This is a genomic window from Geobacillus sp. LYN3 (genome assembly GCF_003064505.1).
Taxonomy (GTDB): Bacteria; Bacillota; Bacilli; order Bacillales; family Anoxybacillaceae; genus Parageobacillus_B; species Parageobacillus_B toebii.
The window spans coordinates 1,990,129-2,015,809 of record NZ_QCWL01000001.1 but is presented as its reverse complement, the minus strand read 5'-3'; the positions used below and the strand labels follow the sequence as shown (position 1 = coordinate 2,015,809).

Annotated in this window: 25 protein-coding genes, 2 tRNA genes and 2 pseudogenes; 26 read left to right on the top strand and 3 right to left on the bottom strand. The window is 43.3% G+C overall.

Going from position 1 to position 25,681, the window contains the following annotated elements; genetic code table 11:
• Positions 1 to 411: UPF0236 family transposase-like protein (locus tag DCC82_RS18200; RefSeq protein ID WP_233252982.1), on the bottom strand; the 411-nt coding region annotated here is incomplete at its 3' end.
• Positions 412 to 849: 438 nt separating this feature from the next.
• Between DCC82_RS18200 and DCC82_RS10475 the strand changes: the two genes are divergently transcribed.
• Together DCC82_RS10475 and DCC82_RS10470 are read left to right on the top strand one after the other, a co-directional pair.
• Positions 850 to 1,782 carry a DMT family transporter gene (locus tag DCC82_RS10475; RefSeq protein WP_097354566.1) on the top strand — a complete coding sequence of 311 codons (933 nt, stop codon included), beginning with the start codon at positions 850 to 852 and terminating at the stop codon, positions 1,780 to 1,782.
• Positions 1,763 to 2,692: a DMT family transporter gene (locus DCC82_RS10470; protein WP_015864007.1), complete on the top strand. Its 930-nt coding sequence runs from the start codon at positions 1,763 to 1,765 to the stop codon at positions 2,690 to 2,692. Before DCC82_RS10475 ends, DCC82_RS10470 begins: the two co-directional genes overlap by 20 nt.
• 45 nt (positions 2,693 to 2,737) lie before the next feature.
• Here the strand turns inward: DCC82_RS10470 and DCC82_RS10465 are convergent, their stop codons facing one another.
• Complete coding sequence (locus tag DCC82_RS10465; protein ID WP_097354565.1) at positions 2,738 to 3,994, bottom strand: sensor histidine kinase; 1,257 nt, start codon at positions 3,992 to 3,994, stop codon at positions 2,738 to 2,740.
• Between the two features lie 242 nt (positions 3,995 to 4,236).
• On the opposite strand from DCC82_RS10465, the gene DCC82_RS10460 reads away from it, so the two are divergent.
• The 5 genes from DCC82_RS10460 to DCC82_RS10440 all read left to right on the top strand — a co-directional run bounded on the left by DCC82_RS10460 (position 4,237) and on the right by DCC82_RS10440 (position 9,805).
• Positions 4,237 to 4,653, top strand: a complete 417-nt coding sequence (locus DCC82_RS10460; RefSeq protein WP_062677690.1) for a GntR family transcriptional regulator — start codon at positions 4,237 to 4,239, stop codon at positions 4,651 to 4,653.
• A complete protein-coding gene (locus DCC82_RS10455) occupies positions 4,619 to 5,518 on the top strand; it encodes an ABC transporter ATP-binding protein (protein WP_062677689.1) in 900 nt (299 codons plus the stop codon). Before DCC82_RS10460 ends, DCC82_RS10455 begins: the two co-directional genes overlap by 35 nt.
• Positions 5,493 to 7,205: an ABC-2 transporter permease gene (locus DCC82_RS10450; RefSeq protein WP_097354564.1), complete on the top strand. Its 1,713-nt coding sequence runs from the start codon at positions 5,493 to 5,495 to the stop codon at positions 7,203 to 7,205. Before DCC82_RS10455 ends, DCC82_RS10450 begins: the two co-directional genes overlap by 26 nt.
• 127 nt (positions 7,206 to 7,332) lie before the next feature.
• Complete coding sequence (locus tag DCC82_RS10445) at positions 7,333 to 7,698, top strand: ArsR/SmtB family transcription factor (protein WP_097354563.1); 366 nt, start codon at positions 7,333 to 7,335, stop codon at positions 7,696 to 7,698.
• Positions 7,688 to 9,805: a heavy metal translocating P-type ATPase gene (locus tag DCC82_RS10440; RefSeq protein WP_097354562.1), complete on the top strand. Its 2,118-nt coding sequence runs from the start codon at positions 7,688 to 7,690 to the stop codon at positions 9,803 to 9,805. Before DCC82_RS10445 ends, DCC82_RS10440 begins: the two co-directional genes overlap by 11 nt.
• Before the next feature lie 40 nt (positions 9,806 to 9,845).
• Here the strand turns inward: DCC82_RS10440 and DCC82_RS10435 are convergent, their stop codons facing one another.
• Positions 9,846 to 10,070: a YczF family membrane protein gene (locus tag DCC82_RS10435; protein WP_097354561.1), complete on the bottom strand. Its 225-nt coding sequence runs from the start codon at positions 10,068 to 10,070 to the stop codon at positions 9,846 to 9,848.
• 128 nt (positions 10,071 to 10,198) lie between these two features.
• Here DCC82_RS10435 and DCC82_RS10430 point away from each other — a divergent pair, with 128 nt between their 5' ends.
• From DCC82_RS10430 to DCC82_RS10340, 19 genes and pseudogenes are all read left to right on the top strand, one after another.
• The gene (locus tag DCC82_RS10430) at positions 10,199 to 11,830 is read left to right on the top strand and encodes a spore germination protein (protein WP_097354560.1); all 1,632 of its coding nucleotides are present in this window, start codon (positions 10,199 to 10,201) and stop codon (positions 11,828 to 11,830) included.
• Positions 11,827 to 13,035 (top strand): Ger(x)C family spore germination protein, encoded by a 1,209-nt coding sequence (locus DCC82_RS10425; RefSeq protein WP_097354559.1) that lies wholly within the window; start codon positions 11,827 to 11,829, stop codon positions 13,033 to 13,035. The genes DCC82_RS10430 and DCC82_RS10425 overlap by 4 nt, the downstream gene beginning before the upstream one ends.
• A 13-nt stretch (positions 13,036 to 13,048) precedes the next feature.
• A complete protein-coding gene (locus DCC82_RS10420; RefSeq protein WP_097354558.1) occupies positions 13,049 to 14,146 on the top strand; it encodes a GerAB/ArcD/ProY family transporter in 1,098 nt (365 codons plus the stop codon).
• Positions 14,147 to 14,359: 213 nt separating this feature from the next.
• Entirely contained in the window at positions 14,360 to 15,811 is a 1,452-nt protein-coding gene (locus tag DCC82_RS10415; RefSeq protein ID WP_187252141.1) for a SpoIIE family protein phosphatase, read from the top strand.
• Positions 15,812 to 15,851: 40 nt separating this feature from the next.
• Positions 15,852 to 16,283, top strand: coding sequence for an ATP-binding protein (locus DCC82_RS10410; RefSeq protein ID WP_097354557.1), 432 nt, complete (start codon positions 15,852 to 15,854; stop codon positions 16,281 to 16,283).
• Positions 16,276 to 16,707, top strand: coding sequence for an STAS domain-containing protein (locus tag DCC82_RS10405; RefSeq protein ID WP_097354556.1), 432 nt, complete (start codon positions 16,276 to 16,278; stop codon positions 16,705 to 16,707). Before DCC82_RS10410 ends, DCC82_RS10405 begins: the two co-directional genes overlap by 8 nt.
• A 296-nt stretch (positions 16,708 to 17,003) precedes the next feature.
• A pseudogene (locus DCC82_RS10400) lies at positions 17,004 to 17,519 on the top strand (ABC transporter transmembrane domain-containing protein); the annotation flags it as partial.
• A 195-nt stretch (positions 17,520 to 17,714) separates the two neighbouring features.
• Entirely contained in the window at positions 17,715 to 18,272 is a 558-nt protein-coding gene (locus tag DCC82_RS10395; protein ID WP_097354555.1) for a thioredoxin family protein, read from the top strand.
• 200 nt (positions 18,273 to 18,472) lie between these two features.
• Entirely contained in the window at positions 18,473 to 18,673 is a 201-nt protein-coding gene (locus tag DCC82_RS10390; RefSeq protein ID WP_015863998.1) for a cold-shock protein, read from the top strand.
• A 232-nt stretch (positions 18,674 to 18,905) separates the two neighbouring features.
• Positions 18,906 to 19,292 carry a gamma-glutamylcyclotransferase family protein gene (locus tag DCC82_RS10385; RefSeq protein WP_015863997.1) on the top strand — a complete coding sequence of 129 codons (387 nt, stop codon included), beginning with the start codon at positions 18,906 to 18,908 and terminating at the stop codon, positions 19,290 to 19,292.
• 6 nt (positions 19,293 to 19,298) lie between these two features.
• Positions 19,299 to 19,607, top strand: a complete 309-nt coding sequence (locus DCC82_RS18195) for an ABC transporter permease (RefSeq protein ID WP_233252981.1) — start codon at positions 19,299 to 19,301, stop codon at positions 19,605 to 19,607.
• A pseudogene (locus DCC82_RS10375) lies at positions 19,511 to 19,816 on the top strand (type I glutamate--ammonia ligase); the annotation flags it as partial. The gene DCC82_RS18195 and the pseudogene DCC82_RS10375, both read left to right, overlap by 97 nt.
• 213 nt (positions 19,817 to 20,029) lie before the next feature.
• Complete coding sequence (locus DCC82_RS10370) at positions 20,030 to 20,914, top strand: sulfite exporter TauE/SafE family protein (RefSeq protein WP_062677448.1); 885 nt, start codon at positions 20,030 to 20,032, stop codon at positions 20,912 to 20,914.
• Positions 20,915 to 21,173: 259 nt separating this feature from the next.
• On the top strand, positions 21,174 to 22,127 hold the full coding sequence (locus DCC82_RS10365) for an MBL fold metallo-hydrolase (protein ID WP_041269677.1): 954 nt from the start codon (positions 21,174 to 21,176) through the stop codon (positions 22,125 to 22,127).
• 182 nt (positions 22,128 to 22,309) lie between these two features.
• Positions 22,310 to 23,104, top strand: a complete 795-nt coding sequence (locus DCC82_RS10360) for an SGNH/GDSL hydrolase family protein (RefSeq protein WP_015863994.1) — start codon at positions 22,310 to 22,312, stop codon at positions 23,102 to 23,104.
• On the top strand, positions 23,101 to 24,018 hold the full coding sequence (locus DCC82_RS10355) for an ABC transporter ATP-binding protein (protein ID WP_097354554.1): 918 nt from the start codon (positions 23,101 to 23,103) through the stop codon (positions 24,016 to 24,018). Before DCC82_RS10360 ends, DCC82_RS10355 begins: the two co-directional genes overlap by 4 nt.
• A complete protein-coding gene (locus DCC82_RS10350; protein WP_015863992.1) occupies positions 24,011 to 24,991 on the top strand; it encodes an ABC transporter permease in 981 nt (326 codons plus the stop codon). Before DCC82_RS10355 ends, DCC82_RS10350 begins: the two co-directional genes overlap by 8 nt.
• A 264-nt stretch (positions 24,992 to 25,255) precedes the next feature.
• A tRNA-Pro gene (locus tag DCC82_RS10345) sits at positions 25,256 to 25,329 on the top strand.
• 81 nt (positions 25,330 to 25,410) lie between these two features.
• Positions 25,411 to 25,503 (top strand) — tRNA-Ser (locus DCC82_RS10340).
• The last annotated feature ends 178 nt before the right edge of the window (positions 25,504 to 25,681 follow it).

Genomic DNA, 25,681 nt, shown 5'->3' with positions numbered 1-25,681 from the left:
ATGGCTCATCACCGGATACCCGACCATCTGAGCAAGCGTACGAGCCGCTTTGCGATAGGAAGAGCACTCCACAACCAATCCCACCGCTGTTTCTTCTAGACAAGGGCTGATTGACTGTGATCCATCAAACGCTAAAAAGGAGTCAAGCAAAAACGTGTAACGGTTTTGTTCTCGGTCTAAATAGTAGTTTCGCTCAAAGGTAACTTCGCCAAACAGGGTTTGAATCGTGGTGCGTCGTTTGTCTTTCAAGTGGTACCGGCGCTTGTCCCGGGTTTCCGCCAATTGTCGGTCGATGTCCTCCAACAGAGCCGTAAACAGCTCGGCGAAGGCGTTTTGCAAGGCTCGAAACAAATCAAGTTCGATCTCTTTCCATGACAACGAATTTGTGGTAAGATGTTGTTGAATATTCATGGGACTCTCTCCTCCTGTTTGATAGTGTGGTCAATGAATATCTTACCAGGGAGAGAGTCCTTTTTTCATGTTTCCTGCTTGGGATCCTACCGCGCTTCGCTTGGTGGCCCCGATGAGGGGGGATTGCGAACCTACGTTCCCAACCCCCTCATCGGGGAACTTCTAAGAATTTTTCCCACAAACATTTTACTCACACTTTTTTGCAACATACATGGAATAATATGCAAAAATAGTAATGTGTATTTGACGATCATTTGATACAATGAAACAAAATGGAATGATATAGAGAAAAGGGTGGGAACGGTGAGAATGTATTTCGATTTATTGGAAAACGACCAGCCGTCTGCTTGTTTCTAAGACGAGGCGAGCAGCCAATAACCACGCCTTGTCTTAGGGATGAGGTTTTTAATCCCTATAAAGACGGAGGTTTGTTTCACGATGAAAAATACATTTTTTGGCGCTTTCTGTTTATCTTTGGCAGCAAGCATTTGGGGCGGAATGTACGTTGTCAGCAAATACGTCCTTGATTTCGTTCCGCCGTTTACGTTAGTTTGGCTTCGTTATGCAATCGCGTTCGTTGTTTTATTTGGAATATTAAAAGTCCATCAATACAAAACAAAAACGAGGATATCCATTCAAAAACAAGATTGGCTTTTGCTTGGGTGGATCGGTTTTATCGGTTATTTTGTTTCGATATCTTTGCAATTTATCGGAACAAAATTATCCGATGCGCATACAGGAGCATTAATCACGTCGGCGACTCCGGCGTTTATTGTCTTATTCGCAAAATTTGTCCTAAACGAATCCGTCACCTTGAGAAAAGTTATCGCTCTTTTGCTGGCTACTATCGGGGTTGTCATCGTCATCGGCTTTGACAATAGCGGAGGACAATCATTTTGGGGAAATATGATGTTAGTTGGGGCGGCGCTGACATGGGCGCTTTTATCTGTGTACGTGAAAGTGGCCTCCACCCGCTTTTCGGCCTTGACGATCACCACATACGCCATTTTGTTTGCCTTATTATTCACTACCCCGGTTATGCTTTGGGAGCTGAATGAGCAACCTGTTTCTTTTCCTAATATGATTGTCATATTTGGAATTTTTTATCTTGGGATTATTTCGACCGCGGGAGCGTTTTTTCTTTGGAATAAAGGAATGGAAATGATGGATGCCGGGATTGGCTCGTTGTTTTTCTTTTTTCAGCCGCTTGTTGGCGCTGTTTTTGGCTTTTTGTTTTTACATGAACAGATAACCGCCTCGTTTTATTTAGGCGGGTTGCTGATTATCATAGGGGTGTTTATTGCCGTTATGTCTCCTATCCATCAACATCAGTCAAAAGAAGGGGAGAATCATGCTCGCACAAGTCTCTAGTCGAATAAAAGGTCTAATGATGGTCATCACCGGTGCAACGCTTTGGGGATTATCAGGAACAGCGGCGCAAGTGTTATTTCAGCATAAGCAAATAACCGCAGAATGGCTTGTCGTGGTGCGAATGATGATTGCGGGAAGCGCGTTGTTATTGTTTGCGGTATGCAAACGGATGGCGATATTTTCGATTTGGACCGGCATCAAAAGCATCGGAAGCTTGCTCTTGTTTGGATTTGTCGGCATGCTTGGTGTGCAATATACATATTTTGCATCGATCGCCACCGGCAATGCGGCTACGGCGACATTATTGCAATATTTAGCTCCTGTCTATATCGTGTTATACGCCATGGCTGCTCAAAAACATCGTCCATCGAAAGAGGTGATGCTTGCAATTGTATTGGCTCTTTTAGGAACTTTTCTATTAATTACAAACGGTTCAACCGGAGAATTAAAAGTGCCGTTGATATCTGTCGTTTGGGGAATTCTTTCTGGTGTTGCCTTAGCATTTTATACGTTAGCTTCGGCACAGATGCTGAAAAAGTGGCACTCCATCGTCGTTGTCGGCTGGGGAATGGTCATCGGTGGGGGAGGCATGTGTTTCGTTTTTCCTCCGTTTCCTTTGCCGGCGATTCGCTGGGATGTGGAGACGTGGCTGCTTATCTTGTTTGTCATTGTATTTGGCACGTTATTTGCGTTTTTATTATTTGTCGAAAGCATCCGCTACTTATCGCCAACGGAATCGAGCTTGCTGTCTAGTGTAGAGCCGCTGTCAGCTGTAATCGCCTCGATTGTTTTTTTACATGTTCCGTTCGGCCTGTTTCAAGCTATTGGAGCCGCTTGCATTATGGTGACCGTTCTTTTATTGTCTCCAAAAAAAGAGAGACAATCTTCCAACTCGACATCTATAACATAAGAAAGGGATGTGGATTAGCTCCACCTCCCTCTTTTACTGACAGAATCAGTTCGCAGCTTTAGGAAACGTAATCGTCAACGTGGTTCCTTTATTAACCTCGCTTTGAATATGCAACGTTCCCTGCATCGTTTGAATCATCTTTACAGCTACCATTGTTCCGAGGCCAGTTCCTTTTTCTTTTGTACTAAAATATGGCTCACCAAAACGGTTTACTTGTTCCGTTGTCATTCCCACTCCTGTGTCTTTAATCGTAATGATAACATGATCGCCATGCAAACGGGATGAAATCGTTAATGTCCCTCCGTTCGGCATGGCTTCGATGCTGTTTTTTATCAAATTTAAAAAGCACTGCTGAAAGTACTGAATGTTTCCAACAATCGCGCCGGGTTGTAGCTCTTCAACAATTTCAATCGAGTTCATATGAGCCATTGGCGCCAACATCTGAATGACCTTTCGCAGCTGGTCATCTACCATCAGGCGTTCCACTTTGTTCGAGGCTGGTTTGGCGAAGGTTAAATATTCGTTAATAATCGCTTCCGCTCGATTAATTTCGTCTAAAGCAATTTGAATGTAGCGATCTTTTGCGTCTTGTGAAAGAGAAGGAGTTTTTAATAATTGAATAAATCCTTTGACAACAGTTAATGGATTGCGAATTTCGTGTGAAATGCTCGCCGCGAGTTGACTCACCACTTCCATTTTCTCGACTTTTACTAGTTTGGAGCGCATGATAATCGCTTCTTTTAATGTTTCCATTATATACACGACAAATAGCATTCCAATGGGAGGAAGTAAAATGAAATAAACAATATAAGAGTCCGTTACTTGAAATTGGGCGATGATGATGGCGAGAAATGTGGTGAGAACCGCCAGAAACAAGGTTAACCAGACCGACATAGAAAGTTTGTTTGAACGTTTCAATGCCTTAAAGGTTGGTGAAACGAGAGCCGCAATAATAAACATGGTCATGTACACAACCGCGGTAATATATTCAAACCCGTAAATCAGAGAGCGAGCAGCTAGCAAAGTTAAAAGCAAAATAAATCCAACGATTCCACCACCATACAGTGTGCCTACAAGAAAAGGAATTTGCCGGAAATCATGAATACACTGTTCATCAATGTAAATAGGAAATTTCATGCATAAAATGATCGGAAGCCCCATGCAAACGGCAAGGAGAGCATCTCTGTATGATGTTCGTTTTTTAAATATCTCCCCGTGGTCATAAATAAAATAAAAAACAAATACGCTCACTAAAATATAAAACAAATTGTTCAATACATGCTGATTTATGTAAGAACCCATATAATATCTCCTATCTATGAAAATTCCATACTATTATTATACGGAAAGAAGTGATTGGAAAAATAGCTTTTTATGAAAAAGGGAGCTGCTATTGCTTTTTTGTGCAAAAGTATCAGTAACGTAAGGAATACTATGCCTTGCGTTGCGTTTTTTACATTTATGAAAAGTACTTGTCATTTGTCTGTTATAAGTGTACTATTATTGATAGTACAGTTGGTACAGAAAGTGAAAGGAGGAGGGGGATGTTTGAGTTAGATGTCCGCAGCCGCCAGCCAATTTATGAGCAGCTGGTCGAAAAAATGAAAGAAATGATCATCCGCGAAATATGGAAACCGCATGAGCAGCTGCCATCCGTTCGGATGTTGGCGAAACAATTGACGATTAATCCAAACACGATTCAAAAAGCGTATCGGGAATTAGAGCACCAAGGGTTTATTTATTCAATTCCAGGAAAGGGAAACTTTGTTTCTCCGCAGCCAAAAGCAGCAAGCCAAGAAAAAATCGAAGCCATTCGTCACGATATTGTCCGCCTAGCTGCCGAGGCGCTTTTTTTAGGGGTGGCCAAAGAGGAAGTGCTACAATGGATTGAACAAGCGGAACAAGGGGAGAGAGGGGGAGAAACCGATGATTCACTTGACGAACGTAACGAAAACATTTGATCGCTTTCAAGCGATTCGCAAAGTGAACATGACAGTGCAAAAGGGAAGAATTTACGGCCTGCTCGGCTCCAATGGCGCGGGGAAAACGACATTGCTAAAGATGATGGCTGGCATTATCCGTCCTGATCATGGCACGGTGCTCATTGATGGAGAAGAAGTATGGGAAAATCCAGAAATAAAGCGGCGAATCATGTTTTTGCCGGATCATGTATATTTTTTCCCACAGACAACGATTGAGCAAATGGCTGCGTTTTACGAAAGCGTCTATCCATCTTTTCATCGGGAGCGGTTTACAAGATTACAAGAATTATTTTTGCTCGACCCGCGCAAAAAAATTCACCAGTTTTCAAAAGGAATGCAGCGTCAAGCCGCGTTTTGGCTCGCCTTTTCAACGATGCCGGACGTTCTCATCATGGATGAGCCGCTAGATGGCCTCGATGCGGTTGTTAGACAAAAAGTGAAAAATATTATCGTCCAAGAGGTCGCTGAACGCGAAATGACAGTGGTTATTTCTTCACATAACTTGCGGGAGATGGAAGATCTTTGCGACTGTATCGGCATTTTACATGAGGGGGAAATGCTGTTTGAAAAAGAGCTGGATGCGATGAAAACCGATATCCATAAAATTCAAGTCGCTTTTCGGAATGGAATTCCAAAGCAATTTGCCGAGCAGCTTGATATCGTTTACGAAGAACAGCGCGGCAGCGTCCTTCTCCTTATTGTGCGCGGCGAAAAGCAGGAAATCATTTCTTATATTAAGCCGTTTCAGCCGCTCATTTTCGATATCCTGCCGCTTACGCTCGAAGAAATTTTCATTTACGAAATGGGGGATGTCGGCTATGCCATCGAAAATATTATCGTTTAATCGCGGGCTTTTTGTGCAAAATCTTCGCAGCGTCGGCTGGATTGGCATTGTGCATTTTTTGCTTTGGTTCGCCGCCATTCCGCTGCAATTATTGATGGCTTACTCCCAGCAGAAAGATGGCGGTGTTTTCATTGAATGGAAAAACTTATATAGCATTTCCGCAGAGTTTCAAACGATGATCGTTTTTACGCTGCCGGTGCTATTAGCTGCACTATTATTTCGTTACATGCAAGGAAAACAATCCTCTGATTTTATGCATAGCTTGCCTGTGCAGCGAGCAGAGCTGTTTTGCCAGCAAGCCGTGTTTGGCGTGATGCTTATTGTCATTCCAATCATGCTTATTTCATTGCTTGCCATCGTTTGTCGCTATGGATTAAGCCTTTCCATGCCGCTTGCTATCGGTGACATCATTCGCTGGACGTGGGAAACGGCTATCATGGAGCTGTTTGTTTTTGCTGCTTCTGTTTTTGTTGGCATAATGACAGGTATGTCGACGCTGCAAGTGGTATTTACTTATATTTTGTTTTTATTCCCAGCAGGCATCACGATGTTGTTGTTAACCAATACCTCGTTTTTATTGGTTGGCTTCCCGGCCGATTATTATTTATCGCAAAACCTGGAAGCAATTGTTCCATTTTTCCGCTATTTAAAGCTCGAAGCAGAACCGTTGACAGCGGGCGAATCGCTTGCTTATCTGCTTTTGATTATGGTGTTCCTTATTTTCGCGATTTGGCTGTACCAAAAACGGCATAGCGAGGCGGCGACGCAGGCGCTGGCGTTTCCGGCGCTCCGTCCGATCTTTAAGTATGGTGTCGCGTTTTGTACGATGCTCGTCGGCGGTTTTTATTTCGGCGCTACGCAAAATCAGTTTTCCTGGATTGTATTCGGATATGTCACCTTCTCATTCATCGGCTTTTTCGTTGCCGAAATGATTATCGAAAAAACGTGGCGCGTTTTCCATAAGTGGAAAGGGTACGCTTATTTTGCCGCGGCGATGGTGGTCATTGGCATTTTGGTTCATCTGGATATAACCGGATATGAAAAACGGCTGCCGGCGCTAGAGGATATCCGCCAAGTCTATTTCGGCGGTTCCGTTTATGATTTTGTCGAGAATGGCCAACGTTCGTATGAGCCGTTTGAGCAAGAAAACCAATTTTTAAAGGAAAAGGAAAACATTCACGCCGTCTACGCGTTTCACCAACAGTTAGTCAACGATCAGCCAAAACCATCGCCGTTTACGGAACAAAGACAAGTGGTCATCGGCTATGTGCTAAAGGACGGCAAGCGGATGATTCGTCAGTACCATGTGCCTAGCGATCAATATTTTTCCTATTTCCAACCAATTTTAGAATCGAAAGAGTATAAGAAAAACTATTATTTATTGCTCCGCGATCAAGGATATTCGCCGATTCGCCAAGTTGCCTTCCACACCCCGGAAACGGGCGAGAAAACGTTGACGATCATCGAGCCGCAGCAAATTGATTCATTTATCGAAGCGTTAAAAGCCGACTTAATGGAAGAGCCGGCAAGCTCCATGCTGGATGACAACGTATGGGAGGGGGATATCGAACTGCTGCAAAGCGACGGTGATATCATCCGACTAGAATGGAAAAAAACGTATACTCATGTCGAAAAATGGCTCAAAGATCATCATCTGTTCGAAAAAGCCCAGGGAAATGCGGAATGATAAAAGGGAATCATTGTGATTCCCTTTTTTGATGAAAAACATTCAAATTATCGTTTGAATGAATTGACGTTTTGGTTGATGAAGGAATATACTATATTCAAATGAATATTTGAATGAAGGTGACAAGATGGCGAACGATGTATGTGAAGTATTTTCCATTAACGCGGAAAAAGTGGATGCCGTCCGGCAGCGCATTAATGAAATCAACGGGGTGGAACAGCTGTTTAAAGCGCTTGCCGATGCGACGCGCTTAAAAATCACATATGCGTTAATGCTTGAAAAAGAATTATGCGTCTGTGATGTCGCGACGATTATCGGCTGCACGGTCGCAACCGCTTCCCACCATTTGCGTTTGCTTCGCGATATGGGAATCGCCAAGCACCGCAAAGAAGGAAAGCTCGTGTTTTATTCGCTGAAAGACGACCATGTCGAACAGCTTGTGGCACTGGCGCTTGTTCACGCCAAAGAGGGGGAAGAACACGATGGAAAATAAACATGTATACCGTATTCAAGGCCTTTCCTGCGCCAACTGTGCGGCAAAGTTTGAGAAAAATGTGAAAAGCATTGCGACGGTCAAAGATGCCGAAGTCAATTTTGGCGCGGCGAAGCTAACGGTCATCGGCGAAGCGTCGATTGCGGAGCTGGAAAAAGCGGGTGCTTTTGACGGAATTACCGTCATTCCGGAAACAGAGCGGAAAGAACAGAAAGCAGAACCGTTTTGGAAAAAGAAAACAAATGTGATTGCGATGATATCGGCTTTATTTCTTCTTGCCGGCTATGTGGCTGCTTATACGATCGGGGAACGGCATATTGCGACCATTTTATTATTTACAGCAAGTATCATCATTGGCGGCTACCATTTATTAAAAACCGGAATCAACAATCTTGTTCGTCTGCAATTTGATATGAATACGCTCATGACGATTGCTGTCATTGGGGCAGCGTGCATCGGAGAGTGGAAAGAAGGAGCGGTCGTTGTCTTCCTATTTGCGGTTAGCGAAGCGCTTGAGCGGTATTCCATGGATACGGCGCGCCGTTCGATTCAACGGCTGATGGATATTGCTCCGAAAAAAGCGATCGTGCTTCGAGATGGCAAAGAGTATGAAGTGGATGTGGAAGATATCGTTGTCGGCGATACGATAATTGTGAAACCAGGGCAAAAAATCGCAATGGATGGCATCGTGCTTCGCGGTGAATCATCCGTAAACGAAGCGGCGATTACAGGTGAATCGATGCCGGTAGCCAAAACCATTGGCGATGAAGTATATGCCGGAACGTTGAATGCAGAAGGAGCGCTCGAAGTACGAGTGACAAAGCAGGTGAAAGACACAACGATTGCGAAAATCATTCATCTTGTCGAAGAGGCGCAGGCACAGCGGGCGCCAGCCCAGCAATTTATCGATCGCTTTGCGCGCTATTATACGCCAGCGATTATGCTCATTGCTTTCCTTCTTGCAATAGTGCCGCCGCTATGGCTTGGCGGAGAATGGCTGACGTGGATTTACCGCGGCTTGACGGTGCTTGTCGTCGGATGTCCGTGCGCGCTTGTCATTAGCACGCCGGTCGCAATTGTAACCGCCATTGGGCAAGCGGCACGGCAAGGAGTGCTTATTAAAGGTGGAGCGTATTTAGAAGAAATCGGAAAACTTTCGGCTATTGCGTTTGATAAAACAGGAACATTAACGACTGGAACCCCAGAAGTGACCGATATTTATCCATTTGGCGGCCTGGATGAAAAAGAAGTGTTAAAAATCGCCGCAGCCATCGAAAAACAGTCAGAGCATCCGCTTGCTTCTGCCATTTTACGCAAAGCAGAGGAATTACAAATATCATTCGACAGTTTGCAAGTAAGCGAGTTTCGCGCGATGACCGGCAAAGGAGCGGCAGCATGTGTGAACGGAACCATGTATTATATTGGAAAACCGTCCTTGTTTTCCGATGCGTCTATCGGCGAAGACGTGCGCGCGCAAATCACACGTGCACAAAAGCAAGGACATACGGTCATGCTGCTTGGTGATGAAACAAAGGTGCTTGGAATGATTGCCGTTTCTGATCAACTGCGTGAAAATGCCGCTTTTGTGCTAGAAACATTACGTAATCTAGGAATCACTCAAACCATCATGTTAACCGGCGATCACGAAACGACAGCGCGGGCCATTGCTTCTTCCCTTCCGCTTACCGATATTCGCGCTGAATTGCTTCCAGAAGAAAAATTGACGGCGATTCAAATGCTACAGCAACAATCAGGACGTATCGCGATGGTCGGCGACGGTGTCAACGATGCTCCCGCGCTCGCTGCGGCAAACATTGGCATTGCCATGGGGGATATTGGAACAGATGTAGCGTTAGAAACAGCGGATGTTGTTTTAATGGGCGATGATCTTGGGAAACTCCCATATGCCATTCGGTTAGGACGGAAAACGATGCGCATTATTCAACAGAACATTGCGATTGCTTTTTTGTTAAAAGTGCTGGCACTTGTTCTTATTATTCCAGGTTGGCTTACATTATGGATGGCCATTTTTGCGGATATGGGAGCGACGCTGCTCGTATTGCTCAATTCGCTGCGGCTGCTTCGTCTCGACAGGACGAGCAAATGATGACGTAAAAAAGGTTTCTTGCCAAGGCAAGAAACCTTTTTTACGTTTTTTTCTGCTTTTGGAGAAATAACACCGCTAACACATCGAGCATCCATAACAATAAAAATAAAAATAAAATAAACATTTCCGGTATTTCCATGACACGAAATGGGTTAAAGACGTTGTGCATCGATTGACGCAACGTAAAGCCCATTAACATATCCATTTCAATGGCGACACCGATTAAAATGCTGCCAATCAACAATGAAATAGCCAGCACTTTCATCTATTTCACCTACTGTTGCTGTTTTTCCTTAGTTTTTGTTTTCTAAAATGAAATCATTCGTTTATCGTATATTAGCCCCCTTCGTTGTCTATAATGGCAAGTAAATGAGTTGGAGCGAGGGGAAAACGATGCTGTTTCAGTGGGGATTGCGAAAAAAACAACAAGATAAGCAAGGAACGACAACACAACAAGAACGCGATCAAAGCGGCCAAGCCCAAGATGTTCCGCATGAGCCGATTCATTCGCTGCTTGATGTGAATATCGATATCATCCGCCATACGACTGGAAACAGTTCCGATATTGTCATCCGTCGTTTTACGATTGGACAAGAACAATCGATTCGTGCTGCTCTCATTTTTATCGATGGGCTTGCCGATGAAAAAAATGTGTATCAATTTTTGCTTGAACCGCTTATGACAGCAACGTTTCCGACTACCTTATCCCCGAAAGATACGTTTTGCTTTATGGAAAAAAAACTGGCTGCTGTCGGCAAAATCGAGCGCATCTCCCAGTGGGTTGATTTATTTTTGGCACTTATGTCAGGGGAGACGATTATTCTTCTTGATGGAGTGACGTTTGCTTTAAGTGCAAGTACGAGTGGGGGAGAATATCGAGCGATTGAAGAGCCGCAAACACAGCTAGCTATTCGCGGTCCGCGCGATGGATTTACGGAATCGCTGCGCATGAACACCACCCTCATTCGCCGTCGCATTAAAAATCCGAATCTATGGCTCGAAACAATGAAAATTGGCGAAGTGACACAAACGGACGTTGCCATTATGTATATTAAAGGAATTGCTAACGATGAAATCGTCGAGGAAGTCAGAAAACGGCTTCGCCGCATACATATTGATAGTGTTCTTGAAACAGGATATCTTGAACAATTAATCGAAGATCAAACATTTACTACTTTCCCGACAACGTATCATACAGAGCGGCCGGATGTGGTGGCAGCCAATCTTCTCGAAGGTAGAGTGGCCATATTCGTTGAAGGAACTCCATTTGTGCTCATTGCGCCCGCTTTGTTTATCCAATTTTTTCAAGCGGTTGAAGATTATTATGCTCGCTTTGATATTGCAACAGCACTTCGATTTTTGCGTGTTCTTGTTTTCTTTCTTTCACTTGTTGCCCCGGCGATTTATATTGCAGCAACGACGTTTCATCAAGAAATGATCCCAACTACGCTTGTCATTGCGATCGCTGCTCAACGGGAGTCAGTTCCATTTCCGGGGTTTGTCGAGGCGTTGGTGATGGAAGTAATTTTTGAAATTTTGCGGGAAGCAGGGGTGCGCTTGCCGCGTGCTGTCGGTCAGGCTGTTTCAATTGTCGGAGCGCTTGTCATCGGACAGGCAGCCGTAGAGGCAGGGTTTGTTTCGTCGGCGATGGTGATTGTCGTTTCCATTACGGCAATCGCCAGCTTTGCGACCCCTTCGTTTGCGATTGCAATTTCTGCGCGCCTCATTCGTTTTGCGCTCATGTTTCTTGCGGCGATGTTTGGGTTTTACGGCATTATTATAGGAATTTTGGTGATGACGATTCATTTATGCAGTCTTCGTTCCTTTGGCGTTCCATATATGTCACCGCTTGCTCCGTTTATTCCATCCAACATGGGCGATACGCTTTTCCGTGTGCCGACATGGGCGTTTAAAGAACGGCCACGTTTAATCAATCAGAAAAATATTATTCGCCAGGGAAATCATCAACGATCTCAGCCACCTGCTTCCAATCGTCAGGAGAAAAATGAGGGAGAGCAATCATGAAACAAAAAATGGCAATCACCCTTTTACTTCTGTTATGTGCCACGGTTCTTTCCGGATGTTGGAGCAAAAAAGAGCTGACCGATTTGGCATTTGTCATCGCTGTCGGAATTGATAAAACGAAGGATGGAAAATTTGCGGTGACATTTCAAGTCGTCAACCCAGGAAACGTTGCTGGTTCGACACAGCGCGGTGGAGGCAGTGGCGGGGTGCCGGTTTCCATCTACAAAGCAACAGGAGACAACCTCGTCGAGGCAAGCCGGAAAGCGTCCAAAAAACTATCGCGGCTTATCTATTATGCGCATACCAACTTAGTGGTTATTGGTGAAGAAGTGGCAAAAGAAGGAGTCAACGGATTGTTTGATGCACTCGAAAGAAATAGTGAATTTCGCGCGACAGCAATGGTCGTGATCGCCCGGCATCATTCAGCGGAAGAGTTTCTCAAAATATTAACGCCCATTGATAAAATTCCAGCAAATCAAATTATAAAAACATTACAATTTTCTGAAAAAATATGGGGGCAATCGATTAATGTTGATATAGGAACAATAATTAACGATCTTGCTTCTCCAGGAAAAGCGCCTATCATTAGCGGTGTGGAGATTGTTGGGAGCGTGCAAAAAGGAAAACGGCAAACAAACGTGCAAGCTTCTGAACCTGATGCACGATTGAATGTCAATGGCCTAGCTATGTTTAAAGATGATAAACTTGTCAGATGGATTAATGGCGAAGCAGCTCGTGGAGTGGTATGGATTCTGGATAAAATGGAACAAACAGGCGTTACGATCGAATGGAAAGAGAAAAAAGAAGCAGCTGTCTATAAAGTCGTTCGTGCCAAAACGAGCGTAGCGGCGCATATGAAAAAAGGAAAACCATCCATTTCCATTCATATTCAGGCAGAGGGAGATATCGGCGAAGAGTTTGGCTCCATTGATTTTACCAATCCTAAGCAAATTTTTGCATTAGAAAAAAAAGCGGAAAAAAGTATAAAGAAGGAAGTGGTCAAAGCGATAGAAGAAGCAAAAAAAGCAAAAACGGATATCTTTGGGTTTGGAGATATTGTCTATCGTTCCTATCCGCGGCAATGGAAAACAATGAAATCAGATTGGCATGATCACTATTTTCCGCAGCTAGAGGTGAATGTAACGGTAGAAGCGTTTATTCGCCGGACAGGATTGCGAACGAAATCGTACCTATTTGGACAGTGAGGGCGGTGAAATGATGGAACGAGCGAAGATAGACGCACGGCAATTATTTGTACTAATCGTACTGTTCGAGCATGGAAGCGCAATCGTTATTCCGCTTGGTGTAGGCGCCAAACAAGATGTTTGGCTTGCGATATTATTAGGTTTAACATTTGGTTTATTATTGTTTTTCGTTTATTACCGCCTCTATCGTTACTATCCCAATGCCCCATTGACTACGTATGTACAAGACATTACTGGCCCTTGGATCGGTAAAGTTTTGGCGTTTGCATATATTGTTTATTTTCTTTATATTGCTTCCCGGGTCCTCCGTGATTTTGGCGAGCTGTTGTTAACGTTTGCGTATCCAGAAACACCGCTCTTTATTTTAAATGCGATTATGATATTAACGGTGATGTATGGCGTTTATAAAGGGATTGAGGTCATTGCGCGGACGGGGGAATTGTTTCTTACCTTGCTTTATCTCCTCGCAGTATCTGGATTGATTTTAGTCATTTCCGCAGGACTGGTCGATCTCCATCGGCTGCAACCGATGTTGGAAGATGGATGGCAACGGGTATTTAAAGTTGTGTTTTCTGAGACGCTTTACGTTCCATTTGGGGAAATGATTGTTTTTACGATGTTGTTTCCATATATGAATAACCCGGAAAAAATGAAACAAGCGGCGATAGCAGGTATGGTGTTAAGCGGTCTTAATTTGGCGATCATTATGACGATCAACGTTGCCGTCCTTGGAGCGGATGTTGTCGCCCGATCTTCGTTTCCACTTTTAGACACGATACGGAGAATTCGAGTTGCGAATTTTTTGGAGCGTCTGGATATATTTTTTATGATTGCCCTTATTATTGGCGGATTTTTTAAAGTATCCGTATTTTTTTATGCTGCGGTGATTGGAACAGCGAATGTATTTCGTGTTCAAAATCATCAGCGTCTCGTATATCCGCTTGGGCTGTTGGTTTTGCTGTTATCCATCGCCATCGCGAGCAATTACCCGGAACATATTAAAGAAGGGTTGAAAATCGTGACAATCTATATACATATACCACTACAAATTATCATCCCGTTATGCTTGCTCGTTATTGCCGCAATCCGTCACCGCTATTTTAAACAATAAAAAAGAAGAAAAAATACTTACTTCTTTTATGATGAAAAAAGCAGGAAAAAAAGTGCGATAATCGAAATAAATAAAAAGAAAACTTTATAATTTTCGAAAAAAATGGTCTCCTTTTTCGAAGGCGGCCTTTTATCATGAGGCGGAATTTCGTGTATGTTTGCTTCATTTTTATATGAAAAAAAAGAAAGATTACAACGAAAAAAGGGTTGAACAATGGTGAAACTAGATTTACAGGTGGTAGGAAAAACATGCGGTCATCGTACAAGCGAAGGAATTGTCATTACAGATCGGAACAAAATGATTGTGGCAGTAAACGATGGGGTGGCAACATTAACTGGTTATTCAAAAGAACAGTTAATCGGTCAATCCTTTCAAATTCTCCTTTCCGATGAACATGATGTGGAGAAGTACGAATTAATCTGGAAGTCTGTGTTAGAAAACGGCTATTGGGAAGGAGAAATTGATCATCTTATTGACCATGACCGGAAATTAGTCCGAATGTTAACGGTTTATTCACTCACAGGTGCAGCGGACGAATTTTACGTCTGGCGTTTTTCTGATGTGGAAACAATTATTCGTTCACCAAAATCAGAACAAATGCTTCAAGCTATTTATGAAACGGCTCCCATTGCTGTTATTCCGTTATGTAAAAATATGACGGTAATGGATTGGGGAAATGCCGCAGAAACATTGTTTGGATGGAAACGGGAAGAAGTGATCGGCCGGCAATTTTTCTCGTTTTTTCATGATCATCCTCAATGCATAGCGATGTTTTCTCATCAGTTAAAAAATTCAACAGGCGAACGCACAGTTAGACGAAAAGATGGAACGTTCGTGGACGTTGCTTATTCTGCCATTCCTGTTACTGATTCGGATGGAAATGTTACGGGATATATGATGATGGTTATGGATATCACAAAACAAAAACAAAAAGAAGCAGAGTATAAGAAGCAATTGGAGCTTGCGAAAAAAATTCAACAAAGCGTGTTAACCCCTCCGATACAAAACGATGCAGTGACGATGGATGCCATTTATATTTCATCGGATGACTTGTCTGGCGACTTGTATGCATGTTACCAAATTGATTATGACCGCTATGGCGTCATTATTATTGATGTGATGGGACATGGCATTTCCTCTTCGCTTGTCAGCATGTTGCTCCGTTCACTATTAAGGGGATTAATTGTGCGTGTCATCGATCCAGTGTATGTCGCTATAGAACTCGAAAAGCATGTACAAAACTTATTTCCTAACGATGCAAATGGAATAAGATATTTATTTTCCATGATCTATTTAGTGATTGATACGAAAAAAAAGCAGATTGAATATACGAATGCAGGTCATCCTGCTGGATTGTTGGTTACGGAAGATGGAGAAATCATTGAATTGGATAAGGGAGGACTAGCGATTGGCAGTCCGTTTTCCGTCCCGTTTGAAAAAGAAGTTATTCATTATCAAAAACGAACAAGATTATTTTTATACACGGATGGGATTTTAGATGAAATGGATTCATCCATTTTACAAAGCATGAATAAAATTCGCAACTATACAAAAATGTATAGCCATTTACCAGATAAACAATTTTTGCATATGCTAATTGATCATAGTCGATCGCCAATGAATCCTGCCGATGATATATGCTTATTATCTATTACGATTCAATAACGATCGTTTCTTGAAATTAATGATCAGTGGGTGTAAAGCAATGTACGAAATGAAGATTCAATGTGAAGCGACGGACGAGGCGATTGATTTTTGCGATTTGCTAGCGGAACAAATTGCTCGTTTTTTTTCGGTTCACGATCGCGATATGTTTGTGTTATCTGTTCATGAAGCGGTTATTAATTCAGTGGCAGCAATAAGACAATCGGGAGAAGAAACAGAAAAGAATACATTTGTATTATCTTTGCGAATTACGGAAGAGGATGTAACTGTCACTGTTACGGATGAAGGCAACGGAATTCCTATCAAACAAATTGAGCGAATGCGGGAGAAAAGCCTTGAAGATATGTTGCTTGCTGAATCTGGCCGCGGGCTTTTGCTGATTAAAGAAACCATGGATGATATATGGTTTGAACGGCGAGAAAATGGAAAATGCGCAATTGCGATGAAAATGAGGAGAGGGCGCAATGGATAGTCGGATATCCACTTTTGAACTGAAAATTACATCGTTAGAACAATATGAAAAAATATTGCTGAAAGGGAAGTTGGTTTACAGCACGCAGCAGCTTGCTAGACAAAAGATTCAAATGGCATTGGCGGAAATAAAGGGAGATATCGTCATTATTGATGTCCATGAGCTTCTGTTTATCGACAGTACCGGTTTGGCACTATTAATCCATTTTTTAAAAAAGGAAGTTGCGAAGAAAAAGAAAGTGGTCTTTGTCGTTTCATCGAATAAAACAGTCGAAAAACTATTGATGATTGCGAAATTTCATAAGTTGTTTCCAATCGTGGAAAACGAACAAGATATTATCCAGTTTTTTGCTTCGCAAAACAGAGCGATTGCTGACCAAGAAATGTTTATGCAAATTTGGGCTAACTACCGGAAACGGAACTGACAACTTTAATGGATATCGGTAAACAAAATGTTCTGCAACATCGATGTCAAAAGTGACACTCCCTCGGTCATTCGCTATGGTAACTAAATTTTACACATGAAATCCCGTGACTTAAGCCATCGGGAGAAAAACGGTTTTGAACCGAACCGACAGGGCGCTAAACACCAATGAGGTGTTTGTCCATAAAAGTTTGGCCGAACAAGAGTGAATGTTTGCACGCAGGCGCAGGAAAAACTTTTTAGTGCCGACTTTCCTCATGCAGAGGGTTGAGATCACAGGTACGGGGGAGTGAAAGGATGCAGCAAGTACTATCTTACTTAAAACCGTATCGAAAATGGATGATCGTTGCATGGTCGCTCATGCTGATTGAGCTGTTAGTAGAATTATGGCAGCCGTTGTTGATGGAGAAAATTATTGACGACGGAGTAATGGCAAAAAACCTTTCTGTCGTCTGGACGTGGGGAGCGGTCATGCTCGGCGCTTCGCTTTTGTCATTTGCTGCTGGGATTGCCAATTCTTTTGCTGCTAGCTACGTGGGCCAAGAGTACGGATTTGCGATTCGAAAACATTTATTTGAAAAAATTCAATCGTTTTCGTTTGCGAATTTGGAACGCTTTCCAACTGCTTCGCTGATCACGAGAATGACGAACGATGTGACGCAAATACAAAATATGGTGTTTATGAGTTTGCGAATTGCCTTAAGGGCGCCGCTTCTTGTCGTATTTGGGGTAGTCATGTCTTTTGCCGTTCACGTTCAGCTGGCGTTTGTGCTCGCTGTTGCCGTTCCAATATTAGTGATATTCCTTTTATACAATTTCCGGAGCTCCATTATTTGCAGGAATGTTTTCTACATTTTAGATATAAGAACTAAACGCTTATGAGCGTCGTGAATGACGTGAATGCTATATGTATGTTTATTCGTTCATCCGTTGAAGCGGGGATTTGTGATTCGCTTTGTTGCTTTGGTATAATAAAGTAAAATATGGATTTGGAAAGGGTGTGGATGTATGCCAGCAGTTGAATCGAACATGTTCCCGTTAGGCAAAAAAGCGCCGTCGTTTGAACTAGTGAATGCGGTGGATGGAAAAACAGTACGTTTAGAAGATGTCAAATCGGATGTCGCAACAGTTATTATGTTCATTTGCAACCATTGCCCGTATGTAAAACATGTACAGCATGAACTTGTCCGTCTTGCTAATGATTATCAGCCAAAAGGAGTTACGTTTGTCGCCATTAATTCCAACGATGTCGAAAAATATCCAGAAGACTCGCCGGAAAATATGAAAAAAGTGGCGGAAGAATTAGGATATCCGTTCCCATATTTATTTGATGAAACACAAGAGGTGGCGAAAGCGTACCAAGCGGCATGCACGCCGGATTTTTATGTGTTTGACCGCGATTTAAAATGTGTTTACCGCGGACAGCTGGATGATTCAAGGCCAAATAACGGCATCCCGGTTACCGGTGCGTCGCTTCGTGCTGCTCTAGATGCATTATTAAATAATGAACCGGTGCCGGAAAATCAAAAACCGAGCCTCGGCTGCAGCATTAAATGGAAAGAATAGCAAAAAATCTTGACTTTCTTTTGTTTATAAAGTATTATTAACGAAGCGCCATTTCGTTCGTTATATGGAAGGATCGTAATAAGTCGTGCCTCATTCAAAGAAAGGGCCTTCTTATGTATGCTCCCTTTCTTGCATGAGCGCACGGCTTTTTTCTATCGGTAACGGAACGATGGTCAACTTTTTATTTTGGAGGAATCCCAATGAATAAAGGAAAAGTAAAATGGTTTAATGCGGAAAAAGGGTATGGATTTATTGAGATGGATGGCGGCAATGATGTGTTCGTTCATTTCACGGCGATCCAAGGCGAAGGATTTAAAACATTGGAAGAAGGCCAAACGGTTATGTTTGACATCATAGACGGCAACCGTGGTCCACAAGCGGCAAACGTTCAAAAAGCATAAGTGACGAAACAAAAGTGATATCGCTTTTGGCGATATCACTTTTTTGTGGCGGTCAGCTCCTTTCGAAAAGACAAATTCACACTGGCGCAGCTTCGGAGCTGCAAGGATGGATGAGAGGCAGGGCTTCCATTGTTTTTGTTTTTTCGGTATGGTTAGTAGTAGATATAATTTTCTACTTTACATATAACCGTAATATTATTATGTAAACTTATAAACCTAGAGGGGAGAAAAAATGAGACCGCTACTGTATCGTGTATTTGTATACGGAACACTGCTAGTCGGGGAACAAAATCATCATATTGCGGCACCGTACATTCGCCATATTCAGCCAGGAAGAGTGAAAGGGCGCTTATATGACGTCGGTGCATACCCCGCGCTCGTTATCGAAGAAGAAGGCGAAGTAATCGGCGAATGGTTTACCGTAACAAAAGAAGGGCTGAAAGCGATGGATGAGCTTGAAGAATATGAAGAAGGCAGCCAATATAACGAATACGAGCGGGTTTGGGTGAAAGACATTGAACAGCCAATCGAAGGCTACGTGTATGTGTATCCGAAAAGCAAAGCGGCACACCTTCCTTTCATTCCGTCAGGTTCATGGCGGCATCGGCATATGAACTAGCGGCGTATGGGAAAGAAGGTGTCTTTATTGAATCAAATCAATAATACATCGCTTTTCATCATATGGCTGTTTATTCTTGTGCCGGTATTTATCTCATACCGGCAGTCGTTAAAATTGGAAAAAGAGATTATTTGGTCCGCTTTACGCGGATTTATCCAATTATTAATATTAGGGTTTTGCATTTCCTACCTTTTTTCTTTGGAAAAATGGTATGCCATTACCTTGCGTTTGCCATCATTGCTGCCGCTGGGTTGGACGGAATCGAAAAAGGTTTGCAGGTTCCGGCGCCAATTGATGAAGATATTTTCCATATGACAGAAGAGCGCCGCGCCGAACTTGGCATCGAAAATCTTCCAGCTAGTTTAGGAGCTGCAATTCAAGAATTCGAAAACGGCACAATCGGTCGCAAAACTCTAGGTGATCACGTATTCGGTGAATATGTCGCCATGAAAAAAGCGGAGTGGGACAGCTATCGCACCGCTGTGCATGCTTGGGAAGTTGAACAATATCAAGCCAAATTTTAATATTTTTCCCCAATCCCCCCTCGAAACGAAAGTAAAGGGGGAGATGATCACATGATAAAATTCCGTTGGTTTACACTTGGACAAAACAGGGTTCAGACGATGGGTCTGAACCCTGTTTTGTTTTTTTACAATTCATAGTTGACAACTTTGATTACTTGGTATTAATGTATAAATTAATAGGAATATTTCGATTATTTTAGGTGGAGGGAAAAAATGAAAAAGTTAATCGTGTTTGTGATTGTTGGATTCATCGCTCAGCTCATCGACGGTTCGCTCGGAATGGCGTATGGGGTTACATCAACAACACTGTTGCTTGCGTTCGGGATTGCTCCGGCGGTCGCTTCCGCCTCGGTGCATCTAGCGGAAGTGGTCACAACTGCAGCTTCAGGCGCGTCTCATATTAAATTTGGAAATGTCGACCGTGACATGGTGATCAAATTAATTATTCCCGGCTCGCTTGGCGCGTTTTTCGGTGCCTGCTTTTTAAGCAATCTTCCAGGGGATGTCATTAAACCATATATTTCACTATTTTTGTTGGCGCTTGGGTTTTATATTATGTATCGGTTTTTATTTCTTTCACCTAGACAAGATCAACAACCACCGCGGAAATTTTCGAATAAGCAGCTTGTTCCTCTTGGTTTAGTGGCCGGCTTTCTCGATGCCACTGGCGGAGGAGGATGGGGCCCGATTTCCACCCCTGTTCTTCTTGCGAATAAAGGAATGGAAGCGAGAAAAGTGGTGGGAACAGTTGATACGTCGGAATTTGCCGTTGCTTTATCCGCTACCATTGGATTCGTCATTTCGTTAGGCTGGGAACAAGTCAATTGGTTTTGGGTAGGAACGCTAATGTTAGGGGGAATCGTCGCTGCGCCAATCGCCGCGTGGCTTGTTCGTAAGATGCCATCCCATTTGCTTGGGGTTCTAGTTGGAGGCATCATCATTTTCACAAACATTCGCACCTTGCTTCATGCATGGGAAACTCCTAGAAATTGGCATGCAACGATTTACGCAATCATCATATTTGGCTGGGCTGTTTCGATATGGTGGGCAATCCGCACACATCGGAAAGCGTCTCTATCTAATCATCTTGCGTCATAATGACAGTTGAATAATTTTTTTCGCAAAGGATATTTAGTTCCGCATTGTACTGATCGCTAAATTCTCCTGTTAGCTGCGAATATTATAGACGCTTCTTTACAATGGAACAATTTTCATTGGGCATGAACGATGGATTTCAAAGTTGTCTTTGCTTGAAATCGGTTCATGTCCTTTTCCATTTTTTAAAATAATATAGTTTCTCTATTTATATGTAATTTGGTAGAATATTCAGTAAAGATAAAAAGTAGGAGATGATATGATGAAAAAACCTCGTGATTTAGGGCACAACATTTCGATGATTGATCTGTTTGATTTAGGAGTTGCAGAGCGCACCGGTACATATGTGCTTCACGAAGAAGAGCTTGCTATTATTGAGACAGGTCCAAGCCCTTCTGTTCCGTATTTATTAAAAGGACTAGAAGCGCTTCAAATTGATCCTGCGGATATCCGCTATATTATTGTGACACATATTCATTTGGACCACGCTGGCGGCGCTGGCGTGCTGCTTGAAAAATGTCCGAACGCCCTTGTTGTTGTTCATCCGAAAGGGAAGCGGCATCTAGCAGATCCATCACGGTTAATCCAAGGAGCAAAGGCGGTGTATGGGGAAAAATTTGACCAATTGTTTTCCCCGGTTGTACCGATTCCAGAGGATCGTCTCATCGTGAAAGAAGATGGTGATACGCTTACGCTCGGCAGTGAGCGTACGTTGACGTTTTTGGATACGCCTGGCCATTCCAACCATCATTTTTCGATTTACGATTCGCGCAGCCGCGGCGTTTTTACTGGCGATACGATCGGAGTGTTTTATCCGCAATTGCTAAAAGATGGGCTTGAATATTGTTTGCCGTCCACTTCTCCGAACCAATTCCGGCCAGAGGCGATGCTGCAATCGGCAGAGCGATTGGAGCAGCTTCAACCTGAACGCATTTATTTCGGTCATTTTGGCATGCTAGAAAACCCTCGCGCAGCGTTTGAACAGCTTCGTTTTTGGCTTCCAAAGTTTGTCGAAGCAGGAGAAAAAGCGATTGCCAACATGCCTGGCGCATCGATGCAGGAAAAAGCTGAAGCGGTTTTTCGCAAGCTGTATGAAGAAGTCAGCGCTTTCTTGCAAGAAAGAAATATTTCACCGACATCAGAAGCGTATGACATCATCCGTCTCGATTTACAAGTATGTTCGATGGGAATTGTAGATTATTTGCAAAAACGGTAAGGCACTAGAAATTTGTTTGAACATAATCCAGTAAGAACGGCTTGGTGAAATCACCAAGCTTTTTCATTGTGGCGGCTGTTTTATAACGGCGTGCTTTTTACTATCAAATGCGGAGAGTCTAAAGGTGTAACCTGGATGAAAATATTGTATGATAAGTAACAAAGATAAGAAAGGATGATTGCATGAGACGCGGTATTGTAAGCACCATCACGATTGTATCCGTGCTGGCGGGAATATTATGGCTTGGCGGTTTTGCCATGGGCATTCAAGATCAATTTTTTTCCGCCGCGATGCCGCCAGCAGGCACGACGAAATATACAAAAGAGAAAAAAGCGGACAACCGTGAAATTTACATTGTCGCTCTTGGCGACTCGCTGACAAGGGGAACGGGAGACGAAAGCGGAAAAGGGTATATTGGCTATATGGTCGATTCTCTCCGTAAAAAAACAACGAAACCGATTCGTGTAACAAACTTGGCTATTAAAGGACAGCGATCTGACGGACTCCTTAAGCAATTAGGACAAGCTGAGATAAAGAGGCAGCTAAAAATGGCTGACATCATCGTGATGACGATCGGCGGGAATGATTTGTTTCAAGGCGGAGAAGCGCTAAAGCTTGCGCCAAAGCAAATCGAGCAGGCAAAAAACGCGTATTTACACAACTTAGACCGTATTTTTCAAACGATTCGCAGCGTCAATAAAGATGCAGTTGTTTTTTACATCGGGCTTTACAATCCGTTTAGCGACCTCGGTGACGCAAAGAAGACATCCGCGATCGTAAGGCAGTGGAATTTTGCTTCGGCAGAAACGGCAGCTCGCTATCCAAATATCATTGCTGTGCCGATATTCGATTTGTTTGAGCTTCATGTGAATGATTATTTGTACAGCGACCATTTCCATCCGAATAAGGAAGGCTATAAACGCATTGGCGAACGTGTCGCTTCTTTAATTACGTGGACGGAGGAGGACAAACAATGACGACAACACACGCACCGCTTGTCGTAACCGATTTACGCAAAACAATTCGCCGCAAAGAAATTATCAAAGGAATTTCATTTGAACTGAAGGAAGGTGAAGTATTTGGGTTTTTAGGACCGAATGGCGCGGGAAAAACGACCACCATCCGCATGCTTGTCGGGCTTATCAAGCCAACATCGGGACATATTTCTATTTGCGGCTATGACCTAGAGCGTCAGTTTACCAAAGCGATTCGCCATATCGGCTGCATTGTCGAAAATCCAGAATTATATCCGTATTTAAGTGGATGGGAAAATTTGGAGCACTTTGCGCGCATGGTTCCCGATATTCCAAAAGAACGAATCATGGAAGTGGTGGAGTTAGTCGGTTTGCAAAACCGCATTCACGATCGGGTGAACACGTATTCGCTTGGGATGCGACAGCGTCTCGGCATTGCGCAGGCGCTGCTAGGAAAGCCGAAAGTGCTGATTTTGGACGAGCCGACCAATGGGCTTGATCCTGCCGGCATTCGCGAAATGCGCCAATTTATCCGCTTTTTGGCGGAATCAGAAAGATTGAGCGTGCTTGTCTCCTCACATCTGTTAAGCGAAATTCAATTAATGTGCGACCGCGTGGCGATTATGGCAAAAGGGACGCTGCTTCGGGTGGATACGGTGGAACGGCTGCTTAAAGAACAAGCGAGAGTTGTCTGGAAAGCCGCCCCCATCGAAACAGCGAAAGAAATACTAGAGAAAGAAACGTCGCCTGTCGCCATTCAAGGAGATAGGCTGGTGACTCCATATGAAAGAAAGAATTTAGCTATATGGAACAAAAAACTAGTAGAAGCGGGAGTACACGTCCATGAAATTCAGCCGAAACTGCCGACACTGGAGGATTTGTTTATTGAATTAACGGGAGGGGATGCGATTGAGTAACCTCGTGTACAACGAAATGCTGAAAATTGTCCGCAAAAAGCGGTTATCGGTAATTGCGGCGATTGTCGCCGTACTCGTTGTCCTTTTTACATACGCGCAATATAAGCAGGTGCAGGAAATACAGGAACGGCTCGGAACAACAGATTGGCGGACGCAGCTGCAGCAGCAAATTATTGACGCGCAAAACCGTCTGAATTCAAGCAGCATTTCGGAAGAATGGCGCAAATATTTGCACATTCGCCTTCAGCAGCAACAATATTATTTGGAACATGACATTAATCCATCCGCTCCCGGTGCGCCAACGTTTATGCGCATGTTTATTGAAAACGCGATCGATTTGTTTCTTCCGCTTTTAATGATGGTCATCGCGGCGGATTTAGTATCCTCAGAAGCAAGCATAGGAACGATTAAACTGCTGCTTACAAGACCGGTCAAACGTGGAACGATTTTGCTTAGCAAATACATAGCGCTTCTTCTATCGATTTCGTTTATTTTATTGATGGTCGCTCTGCTTTCTTATTTGATTTCGGGGATTGTATTTGGGTATCAAGGATGGCGGCTGCCGTTACTAACTGGTTTTACCATTAACGGTGAAGAACTTAATACGGAAGGGGTACATTTGCTTCCACAATGGAAGTACGTGTTAATCGAACTAGGGCTTGCTTGGTTTGTTTCGATTGTCGTTGGAACATTGACGTTCATGCTTTCTGTATTGATGCGCAGCACCGCCGCAGTGATGGGCATTATGCTTGCGGCATTGATTTCCGGAGCGATTTTATCGAATATGGTGTCTTCGTGGGAATCGGCAAAATATTTGTTTATGGTCAATCTTCGCCTTACGGATTATGTCAATGGGACAGCGCCGCCGATTGAAGGCATGACGCTCGGGTTTTCCATGACGGTGCTGGCAGTGTGGGGACTTGCGGCACTCGTGATTTCATTTATCGTCTTTACGAAGCGGGATGTATATTGAAAATAGAGGGGGACTTTCCTCTGACATAAGAGGAGATTCCCTTTTTCTCTTAAAAAGATGATTGGGATGGGTGGCTTGGTTAGTCGACGATTGATCACGAACATGATAGAGATTGTACATCATATACGTAGAAAAATGCTGGCGAAAACATGTCAGGATGCGTTATTCTTTATTCGAAAAGTTTTTTACTAAAAAAGTATTGACTACCCTATTTTTTTAATATAGAATACTAATTGGCGCTAACGAGAGAACAATGGATATGAACGGGAAGTAGCTCAGCTTGGTAGAGCACACGGTTCGGGTCCGTGAGGTCGCAGGTTCAAATCCTGTCTTCCCGATCATTTCGTGATGGGACTTTCGTTCAGCTAGAAGAGCGCCTGCCCCGCACGCAGGAGTCCGATAGGCTCCATCAACGAAGTGGAGGAGTACCCAAGTCTGGCTGAAGGGGTCGGTTTCGAAAACCGATAGGGGTGTCACAGCCCGCGGGGGTTCGAATCCCTCCTCCTCCGCCATATCATTATCTTAACTACATATTATACTAATTTGGAATCATACAGCTTGTCGATTACATCGGCAAGCTTTTTTATTTTAATAGAAAAATCAAAATGACCTGTCCCTTAGTAACTATTCACCCCAGTGCTAGTGTATAAAAAAGCCCAGCACAAATAGGGCATTTCGGTCATAGAAAAT